Genomic DNA, 25277 nt, shown 5'->3' on the forward strand with positions numbered 1-25277 from the left:
TCCACCCTTGAATTCAGGTTTACCAGTTTGAGTAGCACCTTGAATATCCGTTGTTTCAGCTGGTGTAGCTGTTGGAGTTACTGGAACAATTTCAGGTGTGTAGGTTGTATCTACCTTGATGCCGTTTGAGCTTTCAGCTTGAACCTTAACAGGCGTTACTTTACCAGTATATGATTTGTCAGTTGGTGTGAAGGTTACTTGTCCAGTTGCTGGATTAATTGAGTAAGTACCAATTTCAGTTGTACCATCTTCAGCATAAGCTGGTGTGCTAGTTACTTCATTACCATCGTTATCCAAAAGTGTGTAGCTATTATCTTTAATGGTGATCGCTTTATCTTGACCATTTACTTGAACAGTTGTTCCTGCAAAGGTTGGTGTTCCAGTTTGTGTCGCACCTTGGATATCTTTAGATGTAGCTGGATTAGCTGTTGGAACAGCTGCTACAACTGTTGGTGTGTAACTTGCATCTGAAGTGATAGTTGAAGTCTTACCGTCTGCATTGGTAATTGTTGCAGTCGCTTGGACTTTCACGCCAGTTGCAGTTCCGACGAAGTCTTTTTCAGGTGTGAAGGTTACTGCTCCTGTAGTTGGATCGATTGTGTAAGTTCCTTCACCTGCTACTGTTACAGTTGTTTCATCTGTTGGTTGACCTGTTGCAGGGTCAATCAATTTCTTACTTGTAATTTGAGCAGTTTCATCATCACTCAAAGCAAATGTAGGAGTCTCAGTTTGAGGAACATTTTGAATGTCTTCAGAAACTTTATTTGTTGGAGTAAGAGTGACTGGATTTACAGTTGGTGTGTAAGTTGCAGAAGCTTTGCTTCCGTTCTTATCTTCACGAACAACGGTTACGGCTGGTGCAGTACCAGTAAAGCTTGGGTCTGGAACAAATGTAACAGTACCGTCTGCTGCTACTGTATAAGTACCAACGCCATCAACTGTCTTAGTAGTTGAACCATCGTCAAATGTTGCAGCAACATCATCGTTCATTGGAACACGACTGTTACCTGCAGTAAATTCAGGCTTACCAGTTTGTGTCGCACCTTGAACACCTGTTGATTCAGCTGGTGTTGCAGTTGGTGTTACCGGAGTTACGGTTGGTGTGTAGGTCGCTGAAGCCTTAGTTCCATTCATGTCTTCACGAACAACCGTTACGGCTGGCGCTGTACCGATGAATGTTTTTTCAGGAACGAAGGTTACGGTTCCATCTGCAGCTACTGTGTAAGTACCTACACCGTCAACAGTCTTGGTTGTTGAACCATCATCGAAGGTTGCTGGAACGGCTTCATTGATAGCTACAGTTTTCTCAACACCATCAACAGTTACTGTTCCACCCTTGAATTCAGGTTTACCAGTTTGTGTAGCACCTTGAATATCTTCTGTTTCAGCTGGAGTTGCTGTCGGTGTGACAGGAACGATTTCAGGTGTGTAGGTTGTATCTACCTTGATACCGTTAGAACTTTCAGCTTGAACCTTGGCTGGTGTCACTGCACCAGTGTAAGATTTATCAGTCGGTGTGAAGGTCACTTGACCAGTTGCTGGGTCAATTGTGAAGTTACCGATCACGGTTGTACCGTCTGCTGCATAAGCTGGTGTCGTTGAAACTTCGTTACCATCTTTATCTAGCAATGTGTAGCTATTGTCTTTAATGGTAATAGCTTTATCTTCACCATTTACTTGAACAGTTTTTCCTGCAAAGGTTGGTGTACCGGTTTGAGTCGCACCTTGGATATCTTTTGAAGTTGCAGGGTTTGCAGTTGGAACTGCTGGCACAACAGTTGGTGTGTAGGTCGCATCTGAAGTAATGGTTGCAGTCTTACCATTAGCATTTGTAATAGTAGCAGTTGCCTGAACAGTTACTCCTTTTGCAGTACCAACAAAGTCTTTTTCTGGCGTAAATGTTACTGCTCCAGTCGTTGGGTCGATAGTATAGCTACCTTCTCCTGCTACTGTTACAGTTGTTTCATCAGTCGGTTGACCAGTTGCGGGATCCACCAATTTCTTGCTAGTGATTTCAGCAGTCTTGTCGTTACTCAAATCAAAGGTTGGTGTTTGGGTTTGTGGAACGTTTTGGATGTCCTCAGAAACCTTGTCTGTTGGAGTGATGGTAATTGGAGTTACAGTTGGAGTGTACTTAGCCGTAGCTGTCTTAATGTATTCATCACGGACGGTACCGTCTTTATCTTTTCCGACAGGAGCTGTTACAGATACGGTAACACCTTGAGCTGTACCTGTGAATCCTGGTTCTGGAACAAAGGTTACTTTACCAGTAGCATCATCAATACTGTATGTTCCTTCGCCTGCTACTGTTACAGAGGTTGCATTGGTTACTTGACCAGTCGCTGGGTCCACCAATTTAGCAGGGTATTCCAAGCTTGGAGTGACAGAGATCTTTTCGCCATTTGCATTAGTTGTAGTTGTGTTAAAGGTTGGTGTACCAGTTTGAGTCGCACCTTGGACATCTGTTGAAGTCTTATCTACCCCTTCAATTTCCGTTGGTGTAACAGTTGGGATATAAAGACCATCCATAGTATTCAAAACAGTATCTACATTGGCTTCATCAGCTGGGAATTTTGTAGACCAACCTGTATCGTAGCCATTGCTGTCTGTACGACGGATAGAGATACCGTCAGCTGTTCCAAGGAAGTGATCTTCTGGGATGAATTCCACATCTACATCTTTACCATTACCAGTAACTTTGTATTTACCTTGACCTGGCACGACATAGTAACCTTCCGCATCTAAAGTAGCTTTGTTACCATTAGAATCAACAATGTAAGGTTCAATTGTTTCGTCAATTTTAGCTGGCTCAGTTAAGCTATAGCCTTGCAAACCTCGAGCAGTAAAGGCTACAGTTGCAGTTTGCTTCGCCCCTTGAAGACCACTTGTTTCTTTGAATTCTCCTTTTGGTGGGTGGGTGATTTGAGTCTTGAAGTCCTCAACTTCCCCTGACAAGGCCATACCGGTTGGGCTTTCAATCTCCTTATCATTCTTTGCGATACGGATCCGAACACCCAATTCATTGACACTAGGATCAATATAGGTTTTACTCTTTGTAAATTTTAACGTAGCCGTCCCATCTTGGGTAATAGTTGTTAAATCAGACCGTTCATCTTCATCGAAGGTTCCGTTTTGGTTGAAATCTATCCAACCATAGATGTTAGCTTTTGCTGCTCCATCCGTATGGGCTTCAACAGAAATCTTATAATTACCTGGTTTGGTACGGTCCATCTTGATCAACTCATTGGTTTTTCCTTTGAGATCATTTGGAAGTAATTGGTCGATGCCTTCATCCGCAGTGGTCGCCTTGTCATCACCAGTCCAATCAAGGGTATTGTTTTCATCCATATCTGGGCTTAAGTGACCAAGATAAGGCTGGTTAACTTTCTTACCTGTTATCCCATCAACGGTTGCGATAGAGTGGATAGCCTTACCATAAGACTCCGGTGCATCCCCTTCATCAAGCGGGAAGAAGCCAAGCATAGCTGCCTGTTTCCCACCTGAAGCGATATATAAACCAACTTCAGAAGCCCCACGTGTCATAACAAGGGGAACAGCAACACTACTTGCAGAAATATTTGGTCCGAAGACTCCCGTTCCGAGACCTGCAGTTGTTAAATCGGCACTTCCATAATATTTCCAAGCAACTGCTTTTTTGTCTGGTCCGACTTGAGTACTATTACGAAGTTGATTAAGGTTCACCGCATAGAAATTCAAGCCATCTATATTAGTTATAGGGTTTGAACCAAATAAATTGTCTGTATCTTGTGGAATATAAGTTTTAGTAGATTTATTTCCATATTTATACCACTCACCAATATGTTGCCAACCTTGTCCGTTTGTGGTGAACATAACCAATTCACCAGGGTTAGCGGACTCACCATCCGCCATGACAATGGCAGGTTTGACCACTTTTCCACGGAAGGTTGCAGAAACATCAAACTGAACACCGATATTCCCACCGTCAAACTCGGAACTGATGGTTGTTTTTTTAGTCCCAGTATTGATGCCTTCACCTATTATTTCTGTCCAACGGGTTTGAGCATTTGCTATAACTTTAGCTTCTTCACCGGCATTAAATGCTGGCATAGTATACGACTGATTTCCATTTCCATTCACATAACCATTTTTTGCATTTGGATCATAGGTTGCTTTTTCAGCAGCCGTCGCTCCTCGGTCTTCTAAACGCTTTTTGTAGATTTCAGTCGCTTGGAAGGGTTTCAAAGATTTTACTTTGATGGTAACCACATAACCCGGCATAATTTCCTTAGTATAGGTAGCACCAACTTGAAGGGCAAGATTCCCACTCGATGTCGTCGTTGTTCCTGTCCAGTTGGCTACATCACCAAAGTCTAACCAGGAGATTTGACTAGCAAGGTCTGCGGCACTTACATTTGTAGTAAAGCCTGGTTTTTCAACTTTTGGAGTTGAAGTTGCATCTACAACGTCATCGCCAATCAAGTTTGAATCATTTGCGTCACCGACAGCACGACGATTACGACGGCGAGAAGTGTTGGCTGTCTCTTCCGTTGTTACAGTATTATTTGCTGTTACACCTTGTCCAGCTGAAAGAGTTGGTGCTTCTTTTTTATCTGCAGATGTTGAAGCAGGTGCAGCATTATTTTCTGGCGTAGTTGCTTCTAATTTTGGTGTTGCAGCGGTTGATGTAGCTGTAGCAGTTGATGTTGCTGAAGCTGCTGTGCTTGTGCTACTTGCTTCACTAGTTGAAGCAGGTGCTGTTGATGTTGCTGCAGCAGTTGAAGTCTCTGGTGCAGTGATTGCTGCGTTTGCATCATAAGTAGATGTCGTTGCAGCTGTTGATGTTGCTGAAGTTGCTGTAGCTGTTGACGCTTCAGGCGCTTCTGATGCTGTTGCAACTGCTGCTACACTTTCACTTGTCGTATTTGTATTTTCTTCTGCGGCTGCACTTGCTGCTGTACCAACCATAACAAGTGTTCCCAATAGTACTGAGCAAACCCCCACATTCAGTTTACGAATTGAGAATCTGCTAATACGATCATTAAATAAGTCTTTCCCCATCTAATGGACCTCCATATTTATCTATAAATTAACATTCTTTTTAAAATTGTTTAGTTTTTACAAACCTTATCTATTTTAACAAAATCCGAACGATTTTCAAAACATATTGACTCAAAAATGAGTAAAAATTTTTAGCTAAAATTGTTTTAATTCTAAAAGGATTTTACCAATTGATCAAGGTATCAAAAAACCTTGATTTATTACTAAATGGCAAGATCGAACTTCAATTGTGGCTTCACTGGATCATAATCGACCAGTTCAAAATCTTCTGGTTTGATGTCAAAGAAATTGGTTCCATCTGGTACATTCAAAACCAAGTGTGGCCGACAATCTGAAGGCTCCCGACGGAGTAACTCTTCAGCCTGTTCAAATTGATTGTCATAGATGTGAAGGTTATTAATGAAGTAAAAGAACTTCCCAACCTTCCAGCCAAAGTGCTTGGCAATCATCATCTGTAGGGCTACATATTGCATGGCATTGATATGGTGAGCTACCAACATATCATTCGAACGCTGGGTCAAGGTTGCATCTAGATAGATCTCTCCATCCACGCGCCGTACGTCAAACATGGTCTGAAAAGCACAGGGCAAGAGTCCTTCCGTCTCCTCGAAGGCATCATAATCCCAGAGGGAAATAATATTGCGGCGATTCCAAGGATTGGCTTCTAATTGCTTGAGGATCTTGTTCGTAATGTCATGCTTTTTGACAACAGCTCCGTAGCGCTGACCGATGGTACGGCTATCCCCTACTTCCCAGTCATTCCAGTAGTGGACATTGTACTTGTCTTCTAACAGATCTAAGCTATTCGACTGATCCTGGTAGATCCAGAGCATCTCTTTGATGGCTGATTTAATCGCGATGGGACGAAGGGTCGTGATAGGAAACTCGCCTTTTGAGAGGTCAAACTCCATAAAGGCTCCCGTGATGTACTTGGAGTTGGCCGTTCTGCCATCCTTGTACTTAGGTCGGGCCTGTTCAGACCAAACACCTTCTTCCATGATTTTTCGAATGTTTTCTTTGAAAATTGTATCTGCTTTTGTCATATACTCTCCTTGAATCCAGTTTTGCCTTCATTATATCATAGGACATAGAAAAAAAGGAGAGGCAAATCTCCTTTTAATCTTATTGTAATACTAGAGATGCGGCACCAATGACACCCGCATCATTTCCCAATGTAGCAAGCGCCAATTGGGTTGATTCACGTACTTGTGGGAATGAGTTTTCTTCAAAGACCTTGCGCACGCCATCCAAGAGGAAGTCTCCAGCCGCAGATACCCCACCACCGATAACGATCTTAGATGGGTTCAAGGTTGAACCAATATTGGCTGCAGCAAGTCCAAGGTAGCGTGAGAAGTTTCTGTAGACGATCAATGCAAGAGCATCGCCTTCTTTTGCTAGATCAAAGACTGTTTTAGCTGTCACTTCTTCACCGTTGTCGATCAAGACTTTCAATTGAGAGTCCCCTTCGTACTCATCGGCGTAACGACGAGTGAGGTTAACGATCCCAGTTGCTGAGGCAACCGTTTCAAGACAGCCTTTTTTACCACAGGTACATTGGATTGGATCATCAAAGTCAACCGTGATGTGACCAAGTTCCCCAGCAGCTCCACGCACACCGTGCAAGAGACGACCTTCAGCGACGATCCCACCGCCAACACCTGTACCAAGTGTCATGAAGACAACATCAGGTTGGTTTTCACCAGCCCCTTTCCAACGTTCACCCAAAGCAGCAACGTTGGCATCGTTATCAATGAAGAATGGAATATGAAGAGCACTTTCGATCTTTTCTTTAACTGGTTGAAGGGTCTTCCAGTTCAAGTTGTAGGCCCCGATAACTGTACCTTTTTCACGGTCAACAACACCAGGCGATCCCATTCCGATTCCTTGGAATTCAGAAGCATCAAGCCCAAGCATTTCCAAACGATGAGCGATCGATTCGATCATATCCTCTACAATATGACTTCCTTCATCCAAAATATTTGTTTTAATAGACCATTTTTCTTGAACTTCCCCATCTAAAGTGAGGATAGCAAACTTGATGGAAGTTCCTCCAAGGTCAATCCCAATAATTTTTTTAGACATCTGTAACTCCTTTCAAACTTGTAAACACTTACAGTTCTATTATATCAGACTTTTTATCAAACGCAAAGGTTTGCACGTAACTTTTCTTAACTTTTTAACAAGAGAATAAAAGATTGAAATCCTAAAATGAGGAAAATCAAGCCAATAATATTTAATAGAAAGACGCTAATCGAAAGCGGACTAACGATTAAGAATAAGCCGATGAAGAGCTGTAGCAAGGCAAAGAAAATATAACGCTTGGACAGTTCCTCAACCTTCCTCGAGTAGAAATTGGCTTTTCGGAAGTTTAAAATCGAACGGTAGATCAGCCAAATTCCTAAAGTGACTGGAAAGACAATCGGCAAGGTCTTGTAGCCATAAAGCAGTAAGTAGACCGCAAAAACCAAGGCGACCATACTGTGAAAGAGCTGTTGCTGCTGAATTATACCAGCCTGACGCAATCGGTAATAGCGTGAAAAACGCGAAAGGGAGATTAAAAAGAAGCCACAAGATATCAACCAGCTAAACGAGCCAATGTGCTCAATTGGATTGATAAACAAGACGATACCGATAATGGTAAAAATAGTGGCTGAAATCCCAAGGGATATCCGGTTCAATTGATTCATAGGGCCTCCTTATTCATCTAATTCGCTCAGATATTCATAGCGATCGTACTTCTCAAGTAGTCGCTCATTTTCCTGATCCAATTCCTTTTGAAGAGCTGACAATTTGCCAAAGTCAGAGCCGTTTTCATTCATCTCCACTTCAATCTCTGCAATCCGATTTTCAATGGCTTCGATATCTGCTTCAATGCTTGCCCACTCCTGCTTCTCCTTGTAGCTCATGCGTTTCTTCTCTTCTTTTGGCTTAACAGGTTTCTCTTTTTCAACCTTGTGACTAGCCGTTACCTGGGCTGCTTCAAAGGCTTTTTCATCCAGGTAATCCGTATAATTGCCAAAGAACTCACGAATGCCCCCATTTTCAAAAGCCAGGATCTTGCTTGCGACCTTGTCTAGGAAATAGCGATCATGGCTAACGGTAATGACTGGCCCTCCAAAGTTTTGAAGAAAGTTTTCCAAAACCGTCAAGGTAGCGATATCCAAGTCATTGGTTGGCTCATCGAGAAGAAGCACATTGGGTTTTTCAATCAAGAGTTTTAAAAGAAAGAGGCGCTTCTTCTCACCACCGGAGAGTTTTTCGATCAAGGTTCCGTGCATGGAACGTGGGAAGAGAAATTGCTCCAAGAGATCAGCAATCGAAGTCGTCCCAACGGTCGTCTTCACTTCTTCAGCAACTTCCTGGAGGAAATTAATCACGCGTTTGCTCTCATCCAAACCATCAATCTGTTGTGAGAAATAAGCCACCCGCACGGTTTCTCCGATAATGACTTGCCCAGACTGAGGCTGGAGTCGCTCAGCGATCAGATTAAGTAGGGTGGACTTGCCGACGCCATTATCCCCGACAATCCCAATGCGGTCTTTGTTTTGCACCAAGAGGTTAAAGTTCTTTAAAATCGGCTTGTTTTCAAAAGCAAAACTCACATCTTTAAACTCGATGACTTTCTTTCCGATTCGGCTGGTCTCAAAGTTCATCTCCAAATCCGTCTGGTTGCTTTGACCAGACAAGTCTTGCTTGAGATCATGGAATCGATTGATCCGCGCCTGTTGCTTGGTCGCACGCGCCTGGGGTTGACGCCGCATCCAGGTCAACTCCTGCTTATAGAGTTGCTGCTTCTTATGAAGAAGGGCTGCATCACGCTCATCTTGCTCAGCCTTTAAGCGGACATAATCCTGGTAGTTGCCCTGATACTCGATCAAGCCACCTCGATCCAACTCAAAGATTCGAGTCGAGATATTATCCAAGAAATAGCGATCGTGGGTAATGAAGAACACGGTTTTCTTAGAGTTCTTCAAGAAATTGGTCAGCCATTCGATGGTATCAATATCTAGGTGGTTGGTCGGCTCATCTAACAAGAGCAGGTCGTGGTGAGACAGCAAAACTTGGGCCAATTGCACCCGACGACGCAAGCCCCCAGATAGATCCCCAACTTTGGCATTCAGGTCTTCAATCCCAAGTTTGGAAAGGACTGTCTTGACCTGACTCTCGATTTCCCAAGCATTAAGCGAATCCATCTCCGCCATGACCTTTTCAAGACGGGCTTGGTTCTCTTCTCGGTAATTCGCCATCAAGTATTCATAATCGCGAATCAGCTGCATTTCGCGCAAATCACTAGATAGCACCGTATCCAAAACCGTTTTTTGATCATCAAAGTCAGGTTCCTGCGTCAAGTAACCAATCGTATAATCACTCTTGGCAGAAAAAGGACTCACATCTCCATCAAAGCCAGAGCGACCTGACAATACATCTAACAGAGTGGTCTTCCCAGTCCCATTGACCCCGATCAATCCGATCCGATCCAAGTCGTGAATGATAAAGGAAATCTCACGAAAGACGGTCTTATCTCCGACAGATTTGGTTAATTTATCGACAATAAAATCGCTCATTTTTCCTCCTCTTTTGCTTGCTGGATATAGGCGATGATGGCCTCTTTCTCATTAGCCAGTTCCCCATCGACAATAGCATATTCAATTTTTGTCAAAATCTCTCCTAAGGCTGGACCTGGTTGAAAACCATATTCTTTGATCAACATACCGCCATTGACCACAACCTCGTGTTTATCATGAATGGTCAAGCTATCATAAACGCGCTCAATGGCCAAATAATCCACACTCAAGGCATACGCTTCACGGAGCTCTTCAGCAACCAGTAACAAACGTTTCTCATACTTGTAGCAGGCACGCTTGTCTAGACTGCCTTTTTCTCGGAGCTTTAGAATCTCCACGATCTGCTCCACCGTCTTGGCGAATTCTCTAGAGGTCTTCCATTTCTTAAAGAATTTTGGAATATCTTGAATCTCTAGTGCTAAGACCAAAGCAGCCCAGGCTTGCTCAGAAGTTGAAAAGGTATATTCCAGCTCTATGTCAAACAAACGCTCAATCGCTTCTTTACGATCCTTCATCTCTGGCAGATAGTGATAAGCACCGCTTGCAAGCATGGCCTCCAAGCCCTGTCTCCAGTATGGTGAAAGCAAGAGTTTATCAAACTCGATGAAGGTGCGCTCTACTGAAATCTTCTCTAGTAAGGGCGCACACTCCTTCATGGCATCAAAGGTCGCCTCTTCTAATTCAAAACCGAGACTGGCCTGAAAACGAAAGCCTCGCATGATCCGGAGTGCATCTTCGTTAAACCGTTCATGAGGGAGCCCAACCGCCCGAAGGACCTTGTTTTCTAAATCTTCTAGTCCATGAAAGAGGTCAACAATTTCTCCTTTTTCATTTAAGGCAAAGGCATTGACCGTAAAATCACGACGCTTGAGGTCTTCTTCTAGCGAGCGTACAAAAGACACGGAGCTTGGACGGCGATAATCTACATAGACATCCTCCGTCCGGAAGGTCGTAATTTCATAATCTTGACCATTTTCAAGGACCAAGACGGTCCCATGTTCGATACCGACATCTACTGTGCGATCAAAAATCGCCTTGGTCTCTTCTGGGTAAGAGGAGGAAGCGATATCGACATCGTGAATGGGACGATCCAAGAGGGCATCTCGGACAGATCCCCCAACAAAATAAGCCTCAAAACCAGCTGCTTTAATCTTCTCTAATATTGGTAAAGCCTCCTGAAACTCAGAAGGCATCTTTTCTAATCTCATAGTAAGTGTTCCAAACCATAAACAAGCTCATGACGCTTGACAACTTCTTTAATCCCTAGATTTACTCCTGTCATGAAGGAAACACGATCATAGGAATCATGACGGAGAGTCAACCCTTCGCCTTGGCTACCAAAAATCACCTCTTGGTGAGCGACTAGGCCAGGCAATCGAACCGAATGGATGCGCATCCCTTCAAACTCTGCCCCTCTTGCCCCAGGCATCAACTCTTCTTCATCTGCTGCACCTTGCTGGATCTTCTCGCGCTTCTCAGAGATCAACTCAGCGGTCTTAATTGCTGTTCCACTCGGTGCATCTTTTTTCTTATCGTGGTGCAATTCAATGATTTCCACATTCGGGAAATACTTGGCTGCTTGCGCTGCAAATTGCATCAAGAGTACGGCTCCAATGGCAAAGTTCGGCGCGATCAAGCCACCCAAATCCTTTTCACGTGAAAGGTCTGTCAATTCTTGGATCTGCTCAGGAGTGAATCCAGTCGTTCCCACAACAGGCGCAAAGCCATTTTCAATTGCAAAGCGAGTATTCTCGTAAGCGACCTTGGGCATGGTAAAGTCCACCCAAACATCTGCCTCTAGACCCACAAGATCTTCTTTGCGGTTAAAGACAGGGACTCCTGCAACCTCTGTCTCATCAGTAAATGGATCGATCAAGCCGGCTAATTCTAGCTCAGGATCTTCTGAAACCATCTTGTAGGCTGCTTGTCCCATTCTTCCCTTGAAACCCGCGATAATGACTTTAATTGACATAGAATTCTCCTTAAACGATGGGGATATACCCGACTGCTAAGCTATGGTCACCTAAGTGCGTCCCAATCACCCCTCCAAAGGTAGCAAAAGGAATATCACCTTCCACTCCTTCTTCAATGAGCAGTTGGCGAAGTGCTTCTGCTTTTTCAGGGACATTGGCATGGATGACAAAGACTTGGTAATGACCATCTGCGATATCTGATACAACAATCTCTACCAAGCGTTTCATGGCTTTCTTTTCCGTCCGGACTTTCTCAAAGACCTCAATCACACCTTCATCATTAAAATGAAGAATAGGCTTGATGCTCAAGAGGTTCCCAAGAATGGCAGCCCCATTTGACAGACGACCACCTTTAACCAAGTGGTTCAAATCATCCACCATGATATAGGCAGAGGTACCATCGATCTGGTGTTGGACATTGGCCACAATCTCATCAAAGGAACGGCCTTCACCAGCCCATTTCAAGCAGTCTTCTGTCATCATTCCTAGAGGAGCACTGGTAATTTTTGAGTCCGGAAATTCGACGGTCAAGCCTTCAAATTCGTCCTTCAAATATTGGATATTTTGGTAGAAACCAGAGATGCCTGATGACAAGAAGAGACCAAGAGCATGCGTATAGCCCTTTGCTGTCAAACCAGATAGGACTTCTTCTAACTCTGCTACACTCGGCTGGCTAGTCTTTGGCAATTCCTTAGACGCAGCCATCTTTTGGTAGAACTCATCGTGTGTCAGGTTCTTCCCTTCAACATAAGACTCCCCATCGATATAGATCGGGATCTCTAAAATAAATAAGTCGTCGTGATGGAGCACGTCTTGCGTTAAATAGGCAGACGAATCCGTGATCACTGCTAATTTCATTGATTAAAACTCCAAATTAATACCCGGTAAATCGAGGGCAATTTCTGTGACTTCATAAGTCAAACGGTTGAGCATATTCAAGCAAGGGCGAGCCAATTCTTCCACTTCGTCTTTGCTGAATTCACTTGGTTCATTGACATAACGACCAAACAAGTGGTTGATTTGAGTGATGGTTCCGCTGATCACAAAACCATCAAAAACAATCATGTAGCTCAAGATGACAATCAAAGAAGTCGTGTTTTGTTCTTGATCACGATTGATCAATTGAAAGTTTACATCTACTTTTGTTTCAGGGATGCCATTTTCTTTTTCCCACTCAAAATTACGAGCATCATAGTGGTATTGGCTGACAAATTCTTTTTCACGTTGAATATCCATTTTTATTCTCCTAAAAATATGCGATAGGCTTATTATATCATAATTCAGCTCAAGATACCAACGCCGACTGAGGTGATTTTTTCACTAGCACAAGAGGAAAAGACCAGGGTTTCCGGACCTTTCTTTAAATTACTACTGCTCTACCAAAACTCTACGTTGCTTAGTTAGTTCATTATCTTTGTCCACATCATAATATCTCTCAAACTCTTCTTTGGTATTCACTTGATGGACCTGTCCATCTTTACTCAATTCTGCTGGAATTGTAATACCTTCATAAAGATTTGTATTGGCGGGAACAAAGAGTTTGTACAGCTCAATAAACTGTTGGACATTGCCGTAAACCTCGTCATAATGTAATTTGGCATCAAGCAAAATATATAATTGAGAATCTTTTTTACGGAGTAATTGATAGGCTTTTGGATCGGACTTTTCCAGTACGCTTCTCTTTAAATTATTAGGAAAGAATGTTAGTTGATTCTGATATGAGTCATCATATGCATTAGTAGTTCGATATATTTTCGTGGTATTTTTTAGAGTAACTTTTAATTGTCCTAAATCAACAGAAGGAGTTTCCGGATGTCTTTGTTCTTTTGAATCCTCCCACTCAATTTTCTTCGTTTCGAGATTTAGCCAAAGTTGTCTAGTCCCTGAATTCCTCGAGTCTAATTTATATACTTTTATCGGTAAATAATCTTTACCATTAATTTCTTCAATACCTCCTGTTTTTTCTGGAACATAATTCGAATTATATTCTTCCACCAACTTATAGAGATCTACCTGACTTCCTTCTAACTTTTGATCTCTAATTCGATAAATAGATAGAGCAAAATAAACATCGGGGTCCTCTTTAGGTAACTTCTGTGTCCATCTATAGGTTGAATTATGGAAATAGGTACGAACAATATAACGCTTATTAGATGCTCCATGAGCTCCTAATAAATTTTCTTCTTCATCTGGATGGTACTTGGCAAATACCTTATCTTCCTTAGGAGTCAGTGACTTCCAATGAACTGCAACACACTTACCATCCTCCAAAAATTTATAGGAATCGATTTCCCATATACCGGTGTAGTAGTCATATTTTTCATATTTCTCACGTTCTTGTTTAGCTTTTTCTTGTTTTTGGTGACGTTGATAGGTAAATAGTCCAAAAACAACGACTGCAATTGCTAGAACTAACGAAGTAGCAAAAATTATTTTCTTTTTCATTTATCTTTTTCCATTTCTATTATAAATCTAATAAATTGCTAAAAATTTTTAAAAGGCTACTCGTCAAAAAGTTTTCCTTCTACACGAAGTGGACCACCGCTACCAATTCCTTCAACAGAATCTGTATCATCGTTCTTAGTGTCTTTTAAATAAACCAAAACACTCCAACTTGAATTTTGGATGTGGTTAAAACCTCCAAAAACTCGAAGGACTTGACCGCCGCTCTGAGGGGTACCATTTCCTACTTCTTCCCATTGTGTTTCATCCCAAGCAATCTGGACAGATTCAACTTTAGGACTTAAAGATTTCACAAAATCTTCAATTTCTTTCGCATGCTTCTTTACCTCTTCTAACTGTTGTTCCTTGGGACTGGCTTGCTTTACTTGATGACTATTAATTGAAAACAAGTTTGGATATTTAGAACAGATAATGGCCACTCCTGACAGGGCAATTACTATTATCCCCCAGATGAGGTATTTCTTCTTTTTTCTCATTGATCCTCCAAGAAAAAATGCTTTCTACTATCATATCGAAATCTATAGAGATTCGCAACTTCATCACTAGTTGGTGTTTTTGAGTATAGAAAAAGGTCGGGAAGTCCCCAACCTTATAGATAGGTTTAGTTTTTAGGTTTACGAAGCAATCCGAACAAGATACCACTTACGACAGCACCGATCAATACGAACAAGATGTAAAGAAGTGGGTTTGAAGTAAGGGCGATAACGAAGATTCCTCCGTGAGGAGCCATGAGTTTCAAGCCTGCAAGACCAACAAGGGCACCTGTCAATGCTGAACCTGCAATGAAGCTAGGGATGGCACGGGCTGGGTCAGCTGCACCGAATGGAATGGCACCTTCTGTGATGAAGGAAAGACCCATAACGATGTTTGTCAAACCTGAATCGCGTTCTTCTTGTGTGAATTTATCTTTGAACAAGACTGTTGCTACGAATACTGCCAATGGAGGAACCATACCAGCTGCCATAACAGCTGCCATAACAATAGAACCACCTGAAGCAACAGATTCAGCAAGTGTACCTGTAGCGAAGACATAAGCGGCTTTGTTAACTGGTCCACCCATATCTACAGCCATCATACCGCCGACGAGAAGTCCAAGAAGGACAGCTGAGCTACCTGACAAGCTTGAAAGGAAGTTGTTAAGACCAGTATTAATAGCAGCCATTGGAATATTGATGAGGAACATCAAGAATCCTGTCAAACCAACACCAAGCAATGGCAAGAGAAGGATTGAACGGATACCATCGAGTGAACGTGGAAGACCTGCAAGGGCTTTGCGAAGTAAGAGAACAACTCCACCTGCAAGGAAACCACCTACCAAAGCTCCAAGGAAACCTGATGATACGGCTGCTGGTAATTCACCTTTAGCAGCACCGTAGGCGATATTTCCAAATGCTGACCCTGAGCTAGCAATAGATCCAGCGATAAACCCTGCTACAAAACCAGGTTTTTCAGCGATTGAGAATCCAATGTAACCTGCAAGTACAGGAAGCATGAAGCCAAAGGCTACACCACCAATTGTTTTAAATTGTGCTGCTAATACATGATAAGAACCAAGACTAGACAATTGATCTTGAGGAACACCAAGAACTTGGTCAATCAAGAAGGCTAGGGCGATCAAGATACCACCACCGATAACGAATGGAAGCATTTGAGAAACCCCACTCATCAAGTGTTTGTAGAAGGCTCCACCCAAGCTCAATTTTTCTTGGCTAGCGCTAGCTTGGGCAGCATTTTCAGCGTGGAAGACATCTGCTTTGCCGTCCAAGATGGTTTGGATCAATTCTTCTGTCTGACGGATACCAGCTGCGACTGGTTTAGAGATCAATTTTTTGCCATCGAAACGAGCGGTTTCAACCGCTTTATCTGCCGCAATGATGACCCCTTCAGCTTTGGCGATTTCTTCAGCTGTCAAGCGGTTGCCGACACCAGATGCCCCGTTGGTTTCAACACGGACCGTAACACCCATTTCTTCACCTTTTTTGATGAGGGCTTCTTCTGCCATGTAAGTGTGGGCGATACCAGTTGTACATGCTGTAACAGCAACAATAAGAGGTTTGTCAGATGAAGCTGCTTCTTTGACTGCTTCTGCTTTTTTCGCTTCTTCTGCTGCAGCTACTTGCTCTTCCGCATCAAAGGCTGCGATCACTTGCTCAGGTGTGCTTGCTTGGCGAAGTTTATCCGCAAATCCTGGTTTCATCAAGTACTTAGACAGTTCAGCAAGGGCCGCCAAGTGAGTGTCGTTTGCTCCTTCTGGAGCTGCGATCATGAAGAACAAGTCTGTTGGTTGACCATCCAGAGAGGCGTAATCAACACCCTTGTTTGATTTTGCAAACAAGACTGTTGCTTCCTTGACAGCTTCATTTTTGCTGTGCGGCATAGCAATTCCGTCACCCAAACCAGTTGAAGTTTGTGCTTCACGGTTCATGATACCAGTTTTGAAGGTTTCAAAATCTGTCACCACACCATTATCAACGAGCGATTGGACCATCTCATTGATCACGCCCTCTTTATCTGTTGCCTGAAGATCAAACAACATCACGTTTTTATTTAAAACGTCTTGAATTTTCATAGTTTTTCTACCTCTACTTTTTCATAAGTTTCTTTAATATAGTCAGCTGTCGCTAAATCATCTGAGAAAGTGGTCGCTGTTCCACAAGCCACTCCCCATTTGAAGGCATCGATGACATCTCCTGTCGTTGCGAGCTTACCAGTGAAGCCTGCTACCATAGAATCTCCAGCTCCGACTGAATTCTTCACTTGCCCTTTGATTGGTTTTGCGAAGTAAGTGCCGCTTGGACTGACAAGGAGAGCACCATCACCCGCCATGGAAATAATGACGTTTTGTGCTCCTTTGGCCAAGATTTCTTTGGCATAGCGTTCGATTTCTGGCAATTCCGTCAAGGTAACGCCAAAAATATCACCCAACTCATGGTTGTTTGGTTTAACCAATTGCGGATTAAACTCCAAGGAATCAATCAAGGTTTGCCCTTCAAAGTCGCAAACGACTTGTGCACCTGTCGCACGAGTTGCTGCGATCAATTCTTTGTAAACAGCATTTCCAAGTGAAGATGGGGCAGATCCTGCAAAGACTACCACATCATCTACTGTTAAGCTTGATAGGATGCTGAGTAATTCTTGCAACTGAGTTTCTGTCACTTCTGGACCGTTCCCGTTGATCTCTGTTTCTTGATCAGCTTTGATCTTGACATTGATCCGGGTATCCTGATCCACTGTCACAAAGTTGGTTGAAATGGCTTCACTAGTCAGTACATCTTCAATGAAGCGTCCTGTGAAACCACCGATAAACCCTGTCGCTGTGTTCTCAATATCGAGCCGCTTCAAGACACGACTAACATTGATCCCCTTACCACCGGCGAATTTATCTTCCGAAGCCATCCGGTTGACGGCCCCGGTCTCTACATGATCGAGACGAACAATATAGTCAATGGCTGGATTCAGTGTTACTGTATAAATCAAACCTCTATAACCTCCGTTTTTTCTTTTAAAACCTTTAATCGTTGCGGTTCACATTGATTGGTGATAATCATGGCGCGCTTGATCGGAGCCACTTTGACAAAGCATGTCACCCCAATTTTCGAATTATCCGCTAGGATATAGGTTTTTTTTGCATTTTCGATAATCGCACGCTTGACAGATCCTTCTTCCAGGTCTGGAGTGCTGTAAAATTCATCATCGATTCCATTCATTCCAAGAAAGGCCTTGTCAAAATTCAACTGACCGATTTGATTGAGCGCGATCCCTCCGATACTAGCATCTGTAGAAGATTTTACCTTCCCACCGATGATGACCGTCGGAACATTTCGCTCGACCAACTTAGTCGCATGGTGAATCGAATTGGTCACCACAGTTACCGTTGGATTGACAATTTCTTGTACCAAGAGTTCATTAGTCGTCCCAGCATCGATAAAGATGACATCATGATCTTTGATCAACTCTGCTGCTTTTACCGCAATTTTTGACTTGACTTGAATGTTTTTGATAGATTTTTCTTTATTACTTTCTTCCTCTTGAAGAAAATGCAGGCTTTCCGCACCGCCGTGAACCCGGCGAAGTTTGCTTTCAGCTTCTAGCTCATCCAAGTCTCGACGAACGGTTGATTCAGACGTTCCCAGCTCTTGCACAAGGATTTCTAAGGAAACAAATTTTTCCTTTAATACCTTTTCGAGGATAAATTGTTTTCGTTCAGATTTGAGCATTTCTCCTCCTTTTGCAATCGATTACAAAAACCATTATACTCTTTCTTCAAAAAATGTCAACAATTTTTATCATTTTCTATCATTTTCTTTCAAAAAAATCAAAAGTGTATAAAAAAAGCAGGAAAGAACTCATTTTGTTAAATGAGTTCTTGTCCCACCCTCATAAATTTCCTTTAAAGATTTTAAGCAATAAAGTGTCTATGCATCCACTCTATTCTCAGTATGTCTTAATCATTATTTGAAGATTGTTTCTTTTTCTTGAAACCAAACAATCCAGCAAGTAGCCCAACGACTACACCTGTTGTTGCTACTGCATATTTGGAAGAATCTGCACTTGCCACAGCTTGGCTGTTTTCTTTTTTGGGTTTGATTTCTTCTACTTTGGCTTCTTGTTTCGGAGCTGGAGTAGCTTTTGGTGCTTGCACTTGCGGACTATTGGTACCTGTTGGAAGAACTGTTGGTCTATCCGAAAAAGTGGTTGGATTGCTTGAGCGGATATCCATTGGCATATCTGCTGCTTCTAAAATAGCTGGATCCATTCGTGACGCTAGATCTTCATATTGAGAATTCAACAGTTCCACGACACTGTGATAAGATTGAAGAGTAGTGAATTCGGCTTCTAATTTTTCTTTTTTATTTTCTAAATTAGCCACCGCAGCTGATAAAACTGATTGGGCTTTGACCAATAATTCTGGAGCATTTTTAAAGTCAGAAAGACGTTTTTCAGCAGCAACCAAGCGTTCTTGCGCTGCCTTCAAGCCCTCATGCGCTTCTTGAACGACTTGGGCTTTTTCTGCTTCTTCTGCTTTTAAAAGATCTAATTTCTCACGCGCAGCTGCTAACAAATCTTTCGCTTTTTGAAGCGCTGCTTCTTTTGGTTGGATAGCTGCTTCAATCCGACCTCGAGATACATCAAGAGTCGCTTTTGCTTTTTCAACTGCATGGTCCTTGCTGACAAGAAGAATTTTGTAATTTTGGATGGTCTTTTGGACATTGGCCATCTCTACTGCCACATTCGAATTAGTATGACGGGCATCTTCTAATTTGCCTTGCAAGATAATGATTTGGGACTCTTGATTGGCCTTGTCCAGCTTGAGATTAGCGACTTCATCAGATTTTGCTTTCACATCTGATCTTGTCGTCGTAGCTCCAGCCCCCTGACGCAATTGGTAAGCGAGTGCACTGGTTGACACTGCTGAATTGACAGGGCGGTGTAAGAAAGCTGCTTCTGACATGGCATTACTTGGGTCATAAGCGACTGATAAAGCTGTCGCTTTGTTGTCTACCATTTGGAGATAGTGACCAACCTTAGCAAAGGCCTCAGCACCAATCTTCATATAGATATCGTTGGCATCGATTTGAGTTTCGTCAGTTGGTAGACCATATTGAGCCGCAACTTCTTGATAAGCCGCTTTTTCATTGTACCAAAAGTCAACCGCACCAGCAGGTGAGAAGCCATATGCAATGTTCTCGTTTGGCAAATACTTAAACATATGCCAGTTAGCTTTCTTGAAGTATTCTAACTGTACTTGGCTGGCAGGAAGGGAATAAGGATCCAGCTCCAATTCAGGCAAGCCGGCGTTGCGACGATAGCTATTAATAGCATCCGCAATTTCAAGTGCTCGGAGGTTGGCTTGCAAAGATCCAGACTCTCCAACTGTTAAGCCGTCTTCTTCCCGACCACGCTTGTAGAGGGCTAAAGCACTTGCTGCAGCTTCATTGCCATTGTCAGCTAAGTGTTGCAAATAACCTTCATAAGTCGCTTGACTCAACTGAACAGGGCTGTTCGCTGCCGCTTGTTCTATGGCAGCCAATTCTGCTTCCTTGGTTGCGATGACCGCTTTCAAATCTGTCAGACGTGTTTGAGCCAGTTGAATATCGCTCTCAATTTGAGCCACTGTATCTGAGCCAGTTTGCTGACTCGCTTGCAAGGTCGCGAGGTAATTCTGAGATTCTCGGATACTTTGCTCGACTTGACTTTGCTCCAACAAAGCTTGGTTGAGCACATTCTCATCATTTGAAATCGGTGCCTTGGCTTGGTTCAATTCATTTTGTGCTACATCGACCAAAGATTCCTGAGCAGTAACTTGATTTTCCTGTTGACGAACAGCTTCTACGACTTGGTCATGGGCAGCTTCTGCTTCTCGAACCTTATTTTCTTCGATGGTCACATAGGCTTGAGCTACCTTGACGCCATTTTCTGCATTCTGAACTTGGGCATCCGAAGTTGTTGCGATGAGGTTTTCCGCATCCGTCACTTCTGCTTTCTTTTCTTCCAGTTCTTGTCCAGCAGCCTTGACTTCCGTTTGAGCATCGATCACTTTTTGTTCTTGGTAGTGGACATCTTTCACCACTTGGCCTTTTTGAGCTGTGATTTGCTTCAACTCATCAACTGTAATTGGTTTCTCGACTACTTCCGTGCTGTTGGTTTCTGCATTTTCATTTTGCTTCACCTCTTCGGCACTAGCCTTGTGATGAAACATACCAGATAGGACTGTTGTTGCTGCAATCCCTGTCGTGAAAACCGATTTTCCTAATTTCTTTCCCATTAAACTCACCCCCAAAACTTAATCATTTTCTTGAAGTTTCTCTACCCCTTAGCATACCACATTTTGTTACCAATAACTAGTAGGTTTAAAAAGTTTTTTTCATAAATTTTTGAGGCAAAAGAAAAACAGCTGACGCTGTTAGTCTTCTTGTTTAATTTGTTCCAACATCTTCTCTTCTTCTGCTGTCAACTCATAGTTTTCTAGCAAGTCTGGACGACGTTCTAAGGTTTTTTTCAAACTCTGATAGAGGCGCCATTGACGGATATTTTCATGGTGACCACTCATGAGGACATCGGGAACCGTCATTCCTCTGTATTCATATGGCCGTGTGTATTGAGGATATTCTAGAAGACCAGAGGAGAAACTGTCATCCTGGTGACTGGACTCTTTTCCAATCACCTCCGGAATCAAGCGCACCGTCGCATCAATCATAGTCATGGCCGCTAGCTCGCCACCTGTCAAAACATAATCTCCAAGAGAAATCTCATCTGTCACCAAGGTCTTGATCCGCTCATCGTAGCCCTCATAGTGACCACAGATAAAGATCAATTCTTCTTCCTGAGCCAACTCTTCAGCATAGTCTTGGTCAAAGGTCCGACCAGCAGGATCCAGCAAGATCACGCGCGGATTCTTTTTCTCAATGGCGTCAAAGGCATCAAAGATCGGCTGCGCTCGTAGAAGCATGCCTTGCCCGCCCCCATAGGGTTCATCGTCCACATGGCGCGCTTTCTCCGCATTCTCACGGAAATTATGGTAGTTGATCTCGAGAAGTCCCTTTTCACGCGCCTTGCCGACAATCGAGTGCTCCAAAGGCGAAAACATCTCTGGAAAGAGGGTTAAAATATCAATCTTCATCATCTAACCCTTCTAAGATGTCTACATCCACCCGATTTCCTGGGATATCGATATTGAGCACCACTGGTGGGATATAAGGCAAGAGAAGGTCACGTTTTCCTTTGCGTTTGACCACCCAGACATCATTGGCACCTGGTTGCAGGATCTCCTTGATCTGACCGATCAGTTGGTCATTTTCGTAAACATCAAGGCCGATGATCTCATGGTAATAAAACTCGCCATCCTCCAAATCCGTCAAGTCTTCTTCAGCAACCTTGAGGCTAAAGCCTTTGAATTTCTCGATGGCATTGATATGGTACATATCCTTAAACTTGATGATGTCGAAGTTCTTGTGCTTGCGGTGACTGGCAATGGTCACCGTTTGGACAAAACGATCCTTTTCATCAAAGAGAGCTAACTCTGCTCCTTTTTTAAAACGCTCTTCCGCAAAGTCTGTCACAGACAAGACCCGCATCTCTCCTTGTAAGCCTTGGGTATTGACAATTTTCCCAACATTAAAGTAATTCATGATTTCACTACATTCCTCTTTTAATTAATTTATCTTTACAGTTCTCTAATAAGAGTTACAATTTTTTCCGATTCTGACCAGTGTAGATAGTGGTGGTTTCCACCTAGAATGAGTTTTGTATTAGAATTCCAATATTCTGAATCTCTGTACTCTTTTTCTCTATACGCCTGACAAAATACGAAAACAGGAATATTATCTGGTAAGGACAAACTATCAAAATCTTCAGCGGTAATATTTACAGATATCTGAAATCCAGGAACTTGCTTTTCCAATTCTAAGCCCTTTTCTTCCATCAATTCCCAAATCAGTCTTTCAGTTTCAGGTTCAAATGTTGCTTGAGTTAGCCCCTTAAAATAATTTTCCGGACCACATTCTTCGATCATTCTCATTTGCTCTTCCATTTCTGGATAAGGATTTTTTTTAAAATCAGCAAACATTATATTTTTTGTTGTCGGTTCAATTGCTATCAAAGCTTGACACTTAATTGGTTTACTCATTAACTTTAAAGCCAAAACACCACTTAAACTATGAACACAAAGTATATAATTGGAAATTTCCAATCCCTTCAGGATTTCGTATACCGCTTCAACAAGATTATCCAAATTAAGTCCTGTTTGACTATGAATCGGACTCCTACCTGTATTCGGAAAATCAATCGTTAAGTAACCTATTGAGGAAGGAAGTTTTTCAAGTATTGGTAGGAAATTTTCATAACTTGGTATCAAACCAGCACCATTTAAACAAACTAGTATTTTATTTCCCTTTTTATAAGTAACAGATAGACAACCAATCTTTGTAGATACTTCAAATCGGTTCATATCAAAATAACTCCTTCTGAACAACCATTCACTTAACATTCTTAGGTTTTATTTTATCACGTTCAAGGGATTTTCTCAAATGCTCTTTTCTGCTAGAAACTGCTCCAAATCTTGTTCATGCTGATACTTGATGGCTGCCTTCTTGTCTTTTTCAAAAATGGTCTTCGTTAGGTCGATATGGTTAATAGCTGCAATTGCCACTGTGTAGTGAATGATATCTGCCAACTCCTTTGCCAATTCCTCGTTTGAATCTTGGACCCCCTCTTTTCTACCTGAACGTCCATTTAAAACCTCAGCGACTTCTCCAACTTCTTCTACTAGTTTGATAAAAAGTCCTTCTTCTGTTCTAGATTGTTGATAATGATCAAGTAAGTATTCCTCTAGTTGTCTGACTGTTAAATCTCTCATTCCTTCTCCTTGCAAAAAAAAGCGAGACCTTGTCCCGCCTTTTTATTTTTCGTCAATAACGATTCTTACTTTTTTATCTTCAGTTGGGACAGAGTAGACAATCGTTCTTATCGCAGAAATGGTGCGACCTTTTCGACCGATTACACGACCAACATCGCTAGGATCAAGGTCAAGGTGGTACTCCAAGAATTCCGGAGTATCTTCGATCTTGATGGTTAAGGCATCCGGTTGTGAAATCAAGGGTTTCACAATTGCAATAATAAGATTTTCAATCGTATCCATACATCAACCTACTTTATGATTATTTTGAGAATTTAGAATCGTGGAATTTCTTCAAAACACCTTCTTTTGAAAGGATGTTACGAACTGTATCTGAAGGTTGAGCTCCATCAGCCAACCATGCAAGAACGCGGTCTTCTTTCAAAGTTACTTGGTTTTCTTCAACAAGTGGATTGTAAGTTCCAACTGTTTCGATGAAACGACCATCACGTGGTGAACGTGAATCTGCTACGTTGATACGGTAGTAAGGTTTTTTCTTAGAACCCATACGAGTCAAACGAATTTTAACTGCCATTTTTATAAGTCTCTTTTCTATATTTTAATTTTCGGTGAAATAGACAAGCTATTTAGCACATGATCTATTATAACACATTTCATAGACCTGTCAAGAAAAAAACTTGACAGTATTTAAAATTTTTTATTTTATCAGTAAATCGACGATTTCTTGATAGGTGCTAACTTCATAAGTTGGCACTACTTGGCTGGTATTTTCCTTGTGATCTGGATTATACCAAACGGTAGCAATCCCCGCAGCATTCCCTCCTGCGATATCAGCTGTCAAAGAATCACCGATCATGAGGGTCTCTTCCTTGCTAAAATCTGGAATCAGTTGGCCTACTTTGTCAAAAAATGCAGGTTCTGGTTTCTGAGTATGAAGCTGTTCAGAGATAAAGACCTCTTTAAAATAAGGCGCGATGGAAGAATGAGCTAAGCGTCCTTCTTGAATGGCAGTCACTCCGTTCGTTGCACCATAGAGCTGGTAACCTGCTTTTTCAAGTCGTGCCAGTAAGTCCTCCGCCCCTGGGAATGACTTCCCTTGAAGACTGATGTAATCTTGGTAGCGAAGAGCCATCTCGGCCCCATCAACCGTGATCCCAAAGTGGGCAAACCCAATCGCAAACCGACTATCCACGAGTTCTTGTTTGGTGAGCTTCTTTTGTTCTAAATCCTTCCAGAGCCCTTGGTTCATAGGTTTGTAGTAATCTTTAAAGGCCTCTACATCTGAAAAATTCATGTCTTCTAACATCTGCGTCAAGGCTGTTTCTTCAGCAGATTCAAAGTCCAACAAGGTATGGTCCAAATCAAAAAGTAAAAATTTATATGCCATTACAAACGATCTTTCAATTTTTCTACAAATAAATAAGCAGCTGGGCAAGTGAGCGTATTTTTGATGGTCAGATGGTTGATCTGATAGATCTTCTTGCGATCGGTGTGAGGGAATTCCCGACAAGCTTTTGGGCGTACATCATAAATGGAACAGAGATTGTCCCCACCAAGAAAGGGGCAAGGCATGGATTTAAAAACCTTGTCCCCATCTTCGTCAACTTGAAGAAATTCTGCCTCAAAGGCAGGAAGCTTCATCTTGAAATATTTGGCGATCCGCGTGATATCCGCTTCCTTAAAATCGGGCCCTAAGGTTTTGCAGCAATTAGCACAAGCCGTACAATCGATTTCTTGGAAAACTTCATCGTGGATTTCTTGCGCTATTTTATCTAAATTCTTAGGTGGCTTCTTCTTGAGATTCGCCAATACCTTGCGGTGCTCCTTTTGCTTTTGGAGAGCTAACTGATGGTATTTTTCAATATCAATTTCCTGTGTCAT

At 42.4% G+C, this 25277-nt stretch carries 23 protein-coding genes; all 23 read right to left on the reverse strand.

Features of this window, described 5'->3' with window-relative positions:
- On the reverse strand, nt 1-5040 hold a 5040-nt coding region (locus HMPREF2685_RS06565), incomplete at its 3' end, for a CshA/CshB family fibrillar adhesin-related protein (RefSeq protein WP_148130462.1).
- 203 nt (nt 5041-5243) lie between these two features.
- Nucleotides 5244-6083, reverse strand: coding sequence for a thymidylate synthase (locus tag HMPREF2685_RS06570; protein WP_070465999.1), 840 nt, complete (start codon nt 6081-6083; stop codon nt 5244-5246).
- Between the two features lie 79 nt (nt 6084-6162).
- The gene (locus HMPREF2685_RS06575; protein WP_049483614.1) at nt 6163-7122 is read right to left on the reverse strand and encodes an ROK family glucokinase; all 960 of its coding nucleotides are present in this window, start codon (nt 7120-7122) and stop codon (nt 6163-6165) included.
- 86 nt (nt 7123-7208) lie between these two features.
- Nucleotides 7209-7727 (reverse strand): hypothetical protein, encoded by a 519-nt coding sequence (locus HMPREF2685_RS06580; protein WP_070466001.1) that lies wholly within the window; start codon nt 7725-7727, stop codon nt 7209-7211.
- A gap of 9 nt (nt 7728-7736) precedes the next feature.
- A complete protein-coding gene (locus HMPREF2685_RS06585; protein ID WP_070466003.1) occupies nt 7737-9605 on the reverse strand; it encodes an ABC-F family ATP-binding cassette domain-containing protein in 1869 nt (622 codons plus the stop codon).
- Nucleotides 9602-10813: a CCA tRNA nucleotidyltransferase gene (locus tag HMPREF2685_RS06590; RefSeq protein WP_070466005.1), complete on the reverse strand. Its 1212-nt coding sequence runs from the start codon at nt 10811-10813 to the stop codon at nt 9602-9604. The genes HMPREF2685_RS06585 and HMPREF2685_RS06590 overlap by 4 nt, the downstream gene beginning before the upstream one ends.
- Nucleotides 10810-11577 (reverse strand): 4-hydroxy-tetrahydrodipicolinate reductase, encoded by a 768-nt coding sequence (gene dapB, locus HMPREF2685_RS06595; protein WP_070466007.1) that lies wholly within the window; start codon nt 11575-11577, stop codon nt 10810-10812. The genes HMPREF2685_RS06590 and dapB overlap by 4 nt, the downstream gene beginning before the upstream one ends.
- 10 nt (nt 11578-11587) lie before the next feature.
- Nucleotides 11588-12436 carry a DegV family protein gene (locus tag HMPREF2685_RS06600; RefSeq protein ID WP_070466009.1) on the reverse strand — a complete coding sequence of 283 codons (849 nt, stop codon included), beginning with the start codon at nt 12434-12436 and terminating at the stop codon, nt 11588-11590.
- Between the two features lie 3 nt (nt 12437-12439).
- Nucleotides 12440-12814 (reverse strand): DUF1149 family protein, encoded by a 375-nt coding sequence (locus tag HMPREF2685_RS06605; protein WP_003001888.1) that lies wholly within the window; start codon nt 12812-12814, stop codon nt 12440-12442.
- Nucleotides 12815-12946: 132 nt separating this feature from the next.
- Nucleotides 12947-14023: a hypothetical protein gene (locus tag HMPREF2685_RS06610; protein WP_070466010.1), complete on the reverse strand. Its 1077-nt coding sequence runs from the start codon at nt 14021-14023 to the stop codon at nt 12947-12949.
- 56 nt (nt 14024-14079) lie between these two features.
- Nucleotides 14080-14517 (reverse strand): hypothetical protein, encoded by a 438-nt coding sequence (locus tag HMPREF2685_RS06615; RefSeq protein ID WP_070466012.1) that lies wholly within the window; start codon nt 14515-14517, stop codon nt 14080-14082.
- A gap of 125 nt (nt 14518-14642) precedes the next feature.
- Nucleotides 14643-16610, reverse strand: a complete 1968-nt coding sequence (locus HMPREF2685_RS06620; protein ID WP_070466014.1) for a PTS fructose transporter subunit IIABC — start codon at nt 16608-16610, stop codon at nt 14643-14645.
- The gene (gene pfkB / locus HMPREF2685_RS06625; protein ID WP_070466016.1) at nt 16607-17518 is read right to left on the reverse strand and encodes a 1-phosphofructokinase; all 912 of its coding nucleotides are present in this window, start codon (nt 17516-17518) and stop codon (nt 16607-16609) included. Before pfkB ends, HMPREF2685_RS06620 begins: the two co-directional genes overlap by 4 nt.
- Nucleotides 17515-18258, reverse strand: coding sequence for a DeoR/GlpR family DNA-binding transcription regulator (locus tag HMPREF2685_RS06630; protein ID WP_070466018.1), 744 nt, complete (start codon nt 18256-18258; stop codon nt 17515-17517). Before HMPREF2685_RS06630 ends, pfkB begins: the two co-directional genes overlap by 4 nt.
- Nucleotides 18259-18485: 227 nt before the next feature.
- Nucleotides 18486-20807 carry a CAP domain-containing protein gene (locus HMPREF2685_RS06635; RefSeq protein WP_070466020.1) on the reverse strand — a complete coding sequence of 774 codons (2322 nt, stop codon included), beginning with the start codon at nt 20805-20807 and terminating at the stop codon, nt 18486-18488.
- 138 nt (nt 20808-20945) lie between these two features.
- A complete protein-coding gene (gene trmD, locus HMPREF2685_RS06640; RefSeq protein WP_070466687.1) occupies nt 20946-21662 on the reverse strand; it encodes a tRNA (guanosine(37)-N1)-methyltransferase TrmD in 717 nt (238 codons plus the stop codon).
- Nucleotides 21652-22170, reverse strand: a complete 519-nt coding sequence (gene rimM / locus HMPREF2685_RS06645) for a ribosome maturation factor RimM (RefSeq protein ID WP_014713408.1) — start codon at nt 22168-22170, stop codon at nt 21652-21654. The genes trmD and rimM overlap by 11 nt, the downstream gene beginning before the upstream one ends.
- Before the next feature lie 35 nt (nt 22171-22205).
- Nucleotides 22206-22988, reverse strand: a complete 783-nt coding sequence (locus tag HMPREF2685_RS06650) for an alpha/beta fold hydrolase (RefSeq protein WP_070466021.1) — start codon at nt 22986-22988, stop codon at nt 22206-22208.
- Nucleotides 22989-23063: 75 nt separating this feature from the next.
- On the reverse strand, nt 23064-23396 hold the full coding sequence (locus HMPREF2685_RS06655) for a MazG nucleotide pyrophosphohydrolase domain-containing protein (protein ID WP_003001737.1): 333 nt from the start codon (nt 23394-23396) through the stop codon (nt 23064-23066).
- Between the two features lie 42 nt (nt 23397-23438).
- A complete protein-coding gene (kphA, locus tag HMPREF2685_RS06660; protein ID WP_003001620.1) occupies nt 23439-23678 on the reverse strand; it encodes an RNA-binding protein KphA in 240 nt (79 codons plus the stop codon).
- Between the two features lie 19 nt (nt 23679-23697).
- Entirely contained in the window at nt 23698-23970 is a 273-nt protein-coding gene (gene rpsP, locus HMPREF2685_RS06665; RefSeq protein ID WP_006596292.1) for a 30S ribosomal protein S16, read from the reverse strand.
- Nucleotides 23971-24093: 123 nt separating this feature from the next.
- Nucleotides 24094-24783, reverse strand: a complete 690-nt coding sequence (locus HMPREF2685_RS06670; protein WP_070466023.1) for a pyrimidine 5'-nucleotidase PynA — start codon at nt 24781-24783, stop codon at nt 24094-24096.
- The gene (locus HMPREF2685_RS06675) at nt 24783-25277 is read right to left on the reverse strand and encodes a YkgJ family cysteine cluster protein (protein WP_003001664.1); all 495 of its coding nucleotides are present in this window, start codon (nt 25275-25277) and stop codon (nt 24783-24785) included. Before HMPREF2685_RS06675 ends, HMPREF2685_RS06670 begins: the two co-directional genes overlap by 1 nt.

This window comes from Streptococcus sp. HMSC074F05 (assembly GCF_001808725.1).
In the GTDB taxonomy this organism is placed as follows: domain Bacteria; phylum Bacillota; class Bacilli; order Lactobacillales; family Streptococcaceae; genus Streptococcus; species Streptococcus parasanguinis_I.

Coding starts and splice junctions, on each gene's coding strand:
- HMPREF2685_RS06570 (WP_070465999.1), bottom strand. CDS start 6,083: ATGACAAAAGCAGATACAATTTTCAAAGAAAACATTCGAAAAATCATG.
- HMPREF2685_RS06575 (WP_049483614.1), bottom strand. CDS start 7,122: ATGTCTAAAAAAATTATTGGGATTGACCTTGGAGGAACTTCCATCAAG.
- HMPREF2685_RS06580 (WP_070466001.1), bottom strand. CDS start 7,727: ATGAATCAATTGAACCGGATATCCCTTGGGATTTCAGCCACTATTTTT.
- HMPREF2685_RS06585 (WP_070466003.1), bottom strand. CDS start 9,605: ATGAGCGATTTTATTGTCGATAAATTAACCAAATCTGTCGGAGATAAG.
- HMPREF2685_RS06590 (WP_070466005.1), bottom strand. CDS start 10,813: ATGAGATTAGAAAAGATGCCTTCTGAGTTTCAGGAGGCTTTACCAATA.
- dapB (WP_070466007.1), bottom strand. CDS start 11,577: ATGTCAATTAAAGTCATTATCGCGGGTTTCAAGGGAAGAATGGGACAA.
- HMPREF2685_RS06600 (WP_070466009.1), bottom strand. CDS start 12,436: ATGAAATTAGCAGTGATCACGGATTCGTCTGCCTATTTAACGCAAGAC.
- HMPREF2685_RS06605 (WP_003001888.1), bottom strand. CDS start 12,814: ATGGATATTCAACGTGAAAAAGAATTTGTCAGCCAATACCACTATGAT.
- HMPREF2685_RS06610 (WP_070466010.1), bottom strand. CDS start 14,023: ATGAAAAAGAAAATAATTTTTGCTACTTCGTTAGTTCTAGCAATTGCA.
- HMPREF2685_RS06615 (WP_070466012.1), bottom strand. CDS start 14,517: ATGAGAAAAAAGAAGAAATACCTCATCTGGGGGATAATAGTAATTGCC.
- HMPREF2685_RS06620 (WP_070466014.1), bottom strand. CDS start 16,610: ATGAAAATTCAAGACGTTTTAAATAAAAACGTGATGTTGTTTGATCTT.
- HMPREF2685_RS06630 (WP_070466018.1), bottom strand. CDS start 18,258: ATGCTCAAATCTGAACGAAAACAATTTATCCTCGAAAAGGTATTAAAG.
- HMPREF2685_RS06635 (WP_070466020.1), bottom strand. CDS start 20,807: ATGGGAAAGAAATTAGGAAAATCGGTTTTCACGACAGGGATTGCAGCA.
- trmD (WP_070466687.1), bottom strand. CDS start 21,662: ATGAAGATTGATATTTTAACCCTCTTTCCAGAGATGTTTTCGCCTTTG.
- rimM (WP_014713408.1), bottom strand. CDS start 22,170: ATGAATTACTTTAATGTTGGGAAAATTGTCAATACCCAAGGCTTACAA.
- HMPREF2685_RS06650 (WP_070466021.1), bottom strand. CDS start 22,988: ATGAACCGATTTGAAGTATCTACAAAGATTGGTTGTCTATCTGTTACT.
- HMPREF2685_RS06655 (WP_003001737.1), bottom strand. CDS start 23,396: ATGAGAGATTTAACAGTCAGACAACTAGAGGAATACTTACTTGATCAT.
- kphA (WP_003001620.1), bottom strand. CDS start 23,678: ATGGATACGATTGAAAATCTTATTATTGCAATTGTGAAACCCTTGATT.
- rpsP (WP_006596292.1), bottom strand. CDS start 23,970: ATGGCAGTTAAAATTCGTTTGACTCGTATGGGTTCTAAGAAAAAACCT.
- HMPREF2685_RS06670 (WP_070466023.1), bottom strand. CDS start 24,783: ATGGCATATAAATTTTTACTTTTTGATTTGGACCATACCTTGTTGGAC.
- HMPREF2685_RS06675 (WP_003001664.1), bottom strand. CDS start 25,277: ATGACACAGGAAATTGATATTGAAAAATACCATCAGTTAGCTCTCCAA.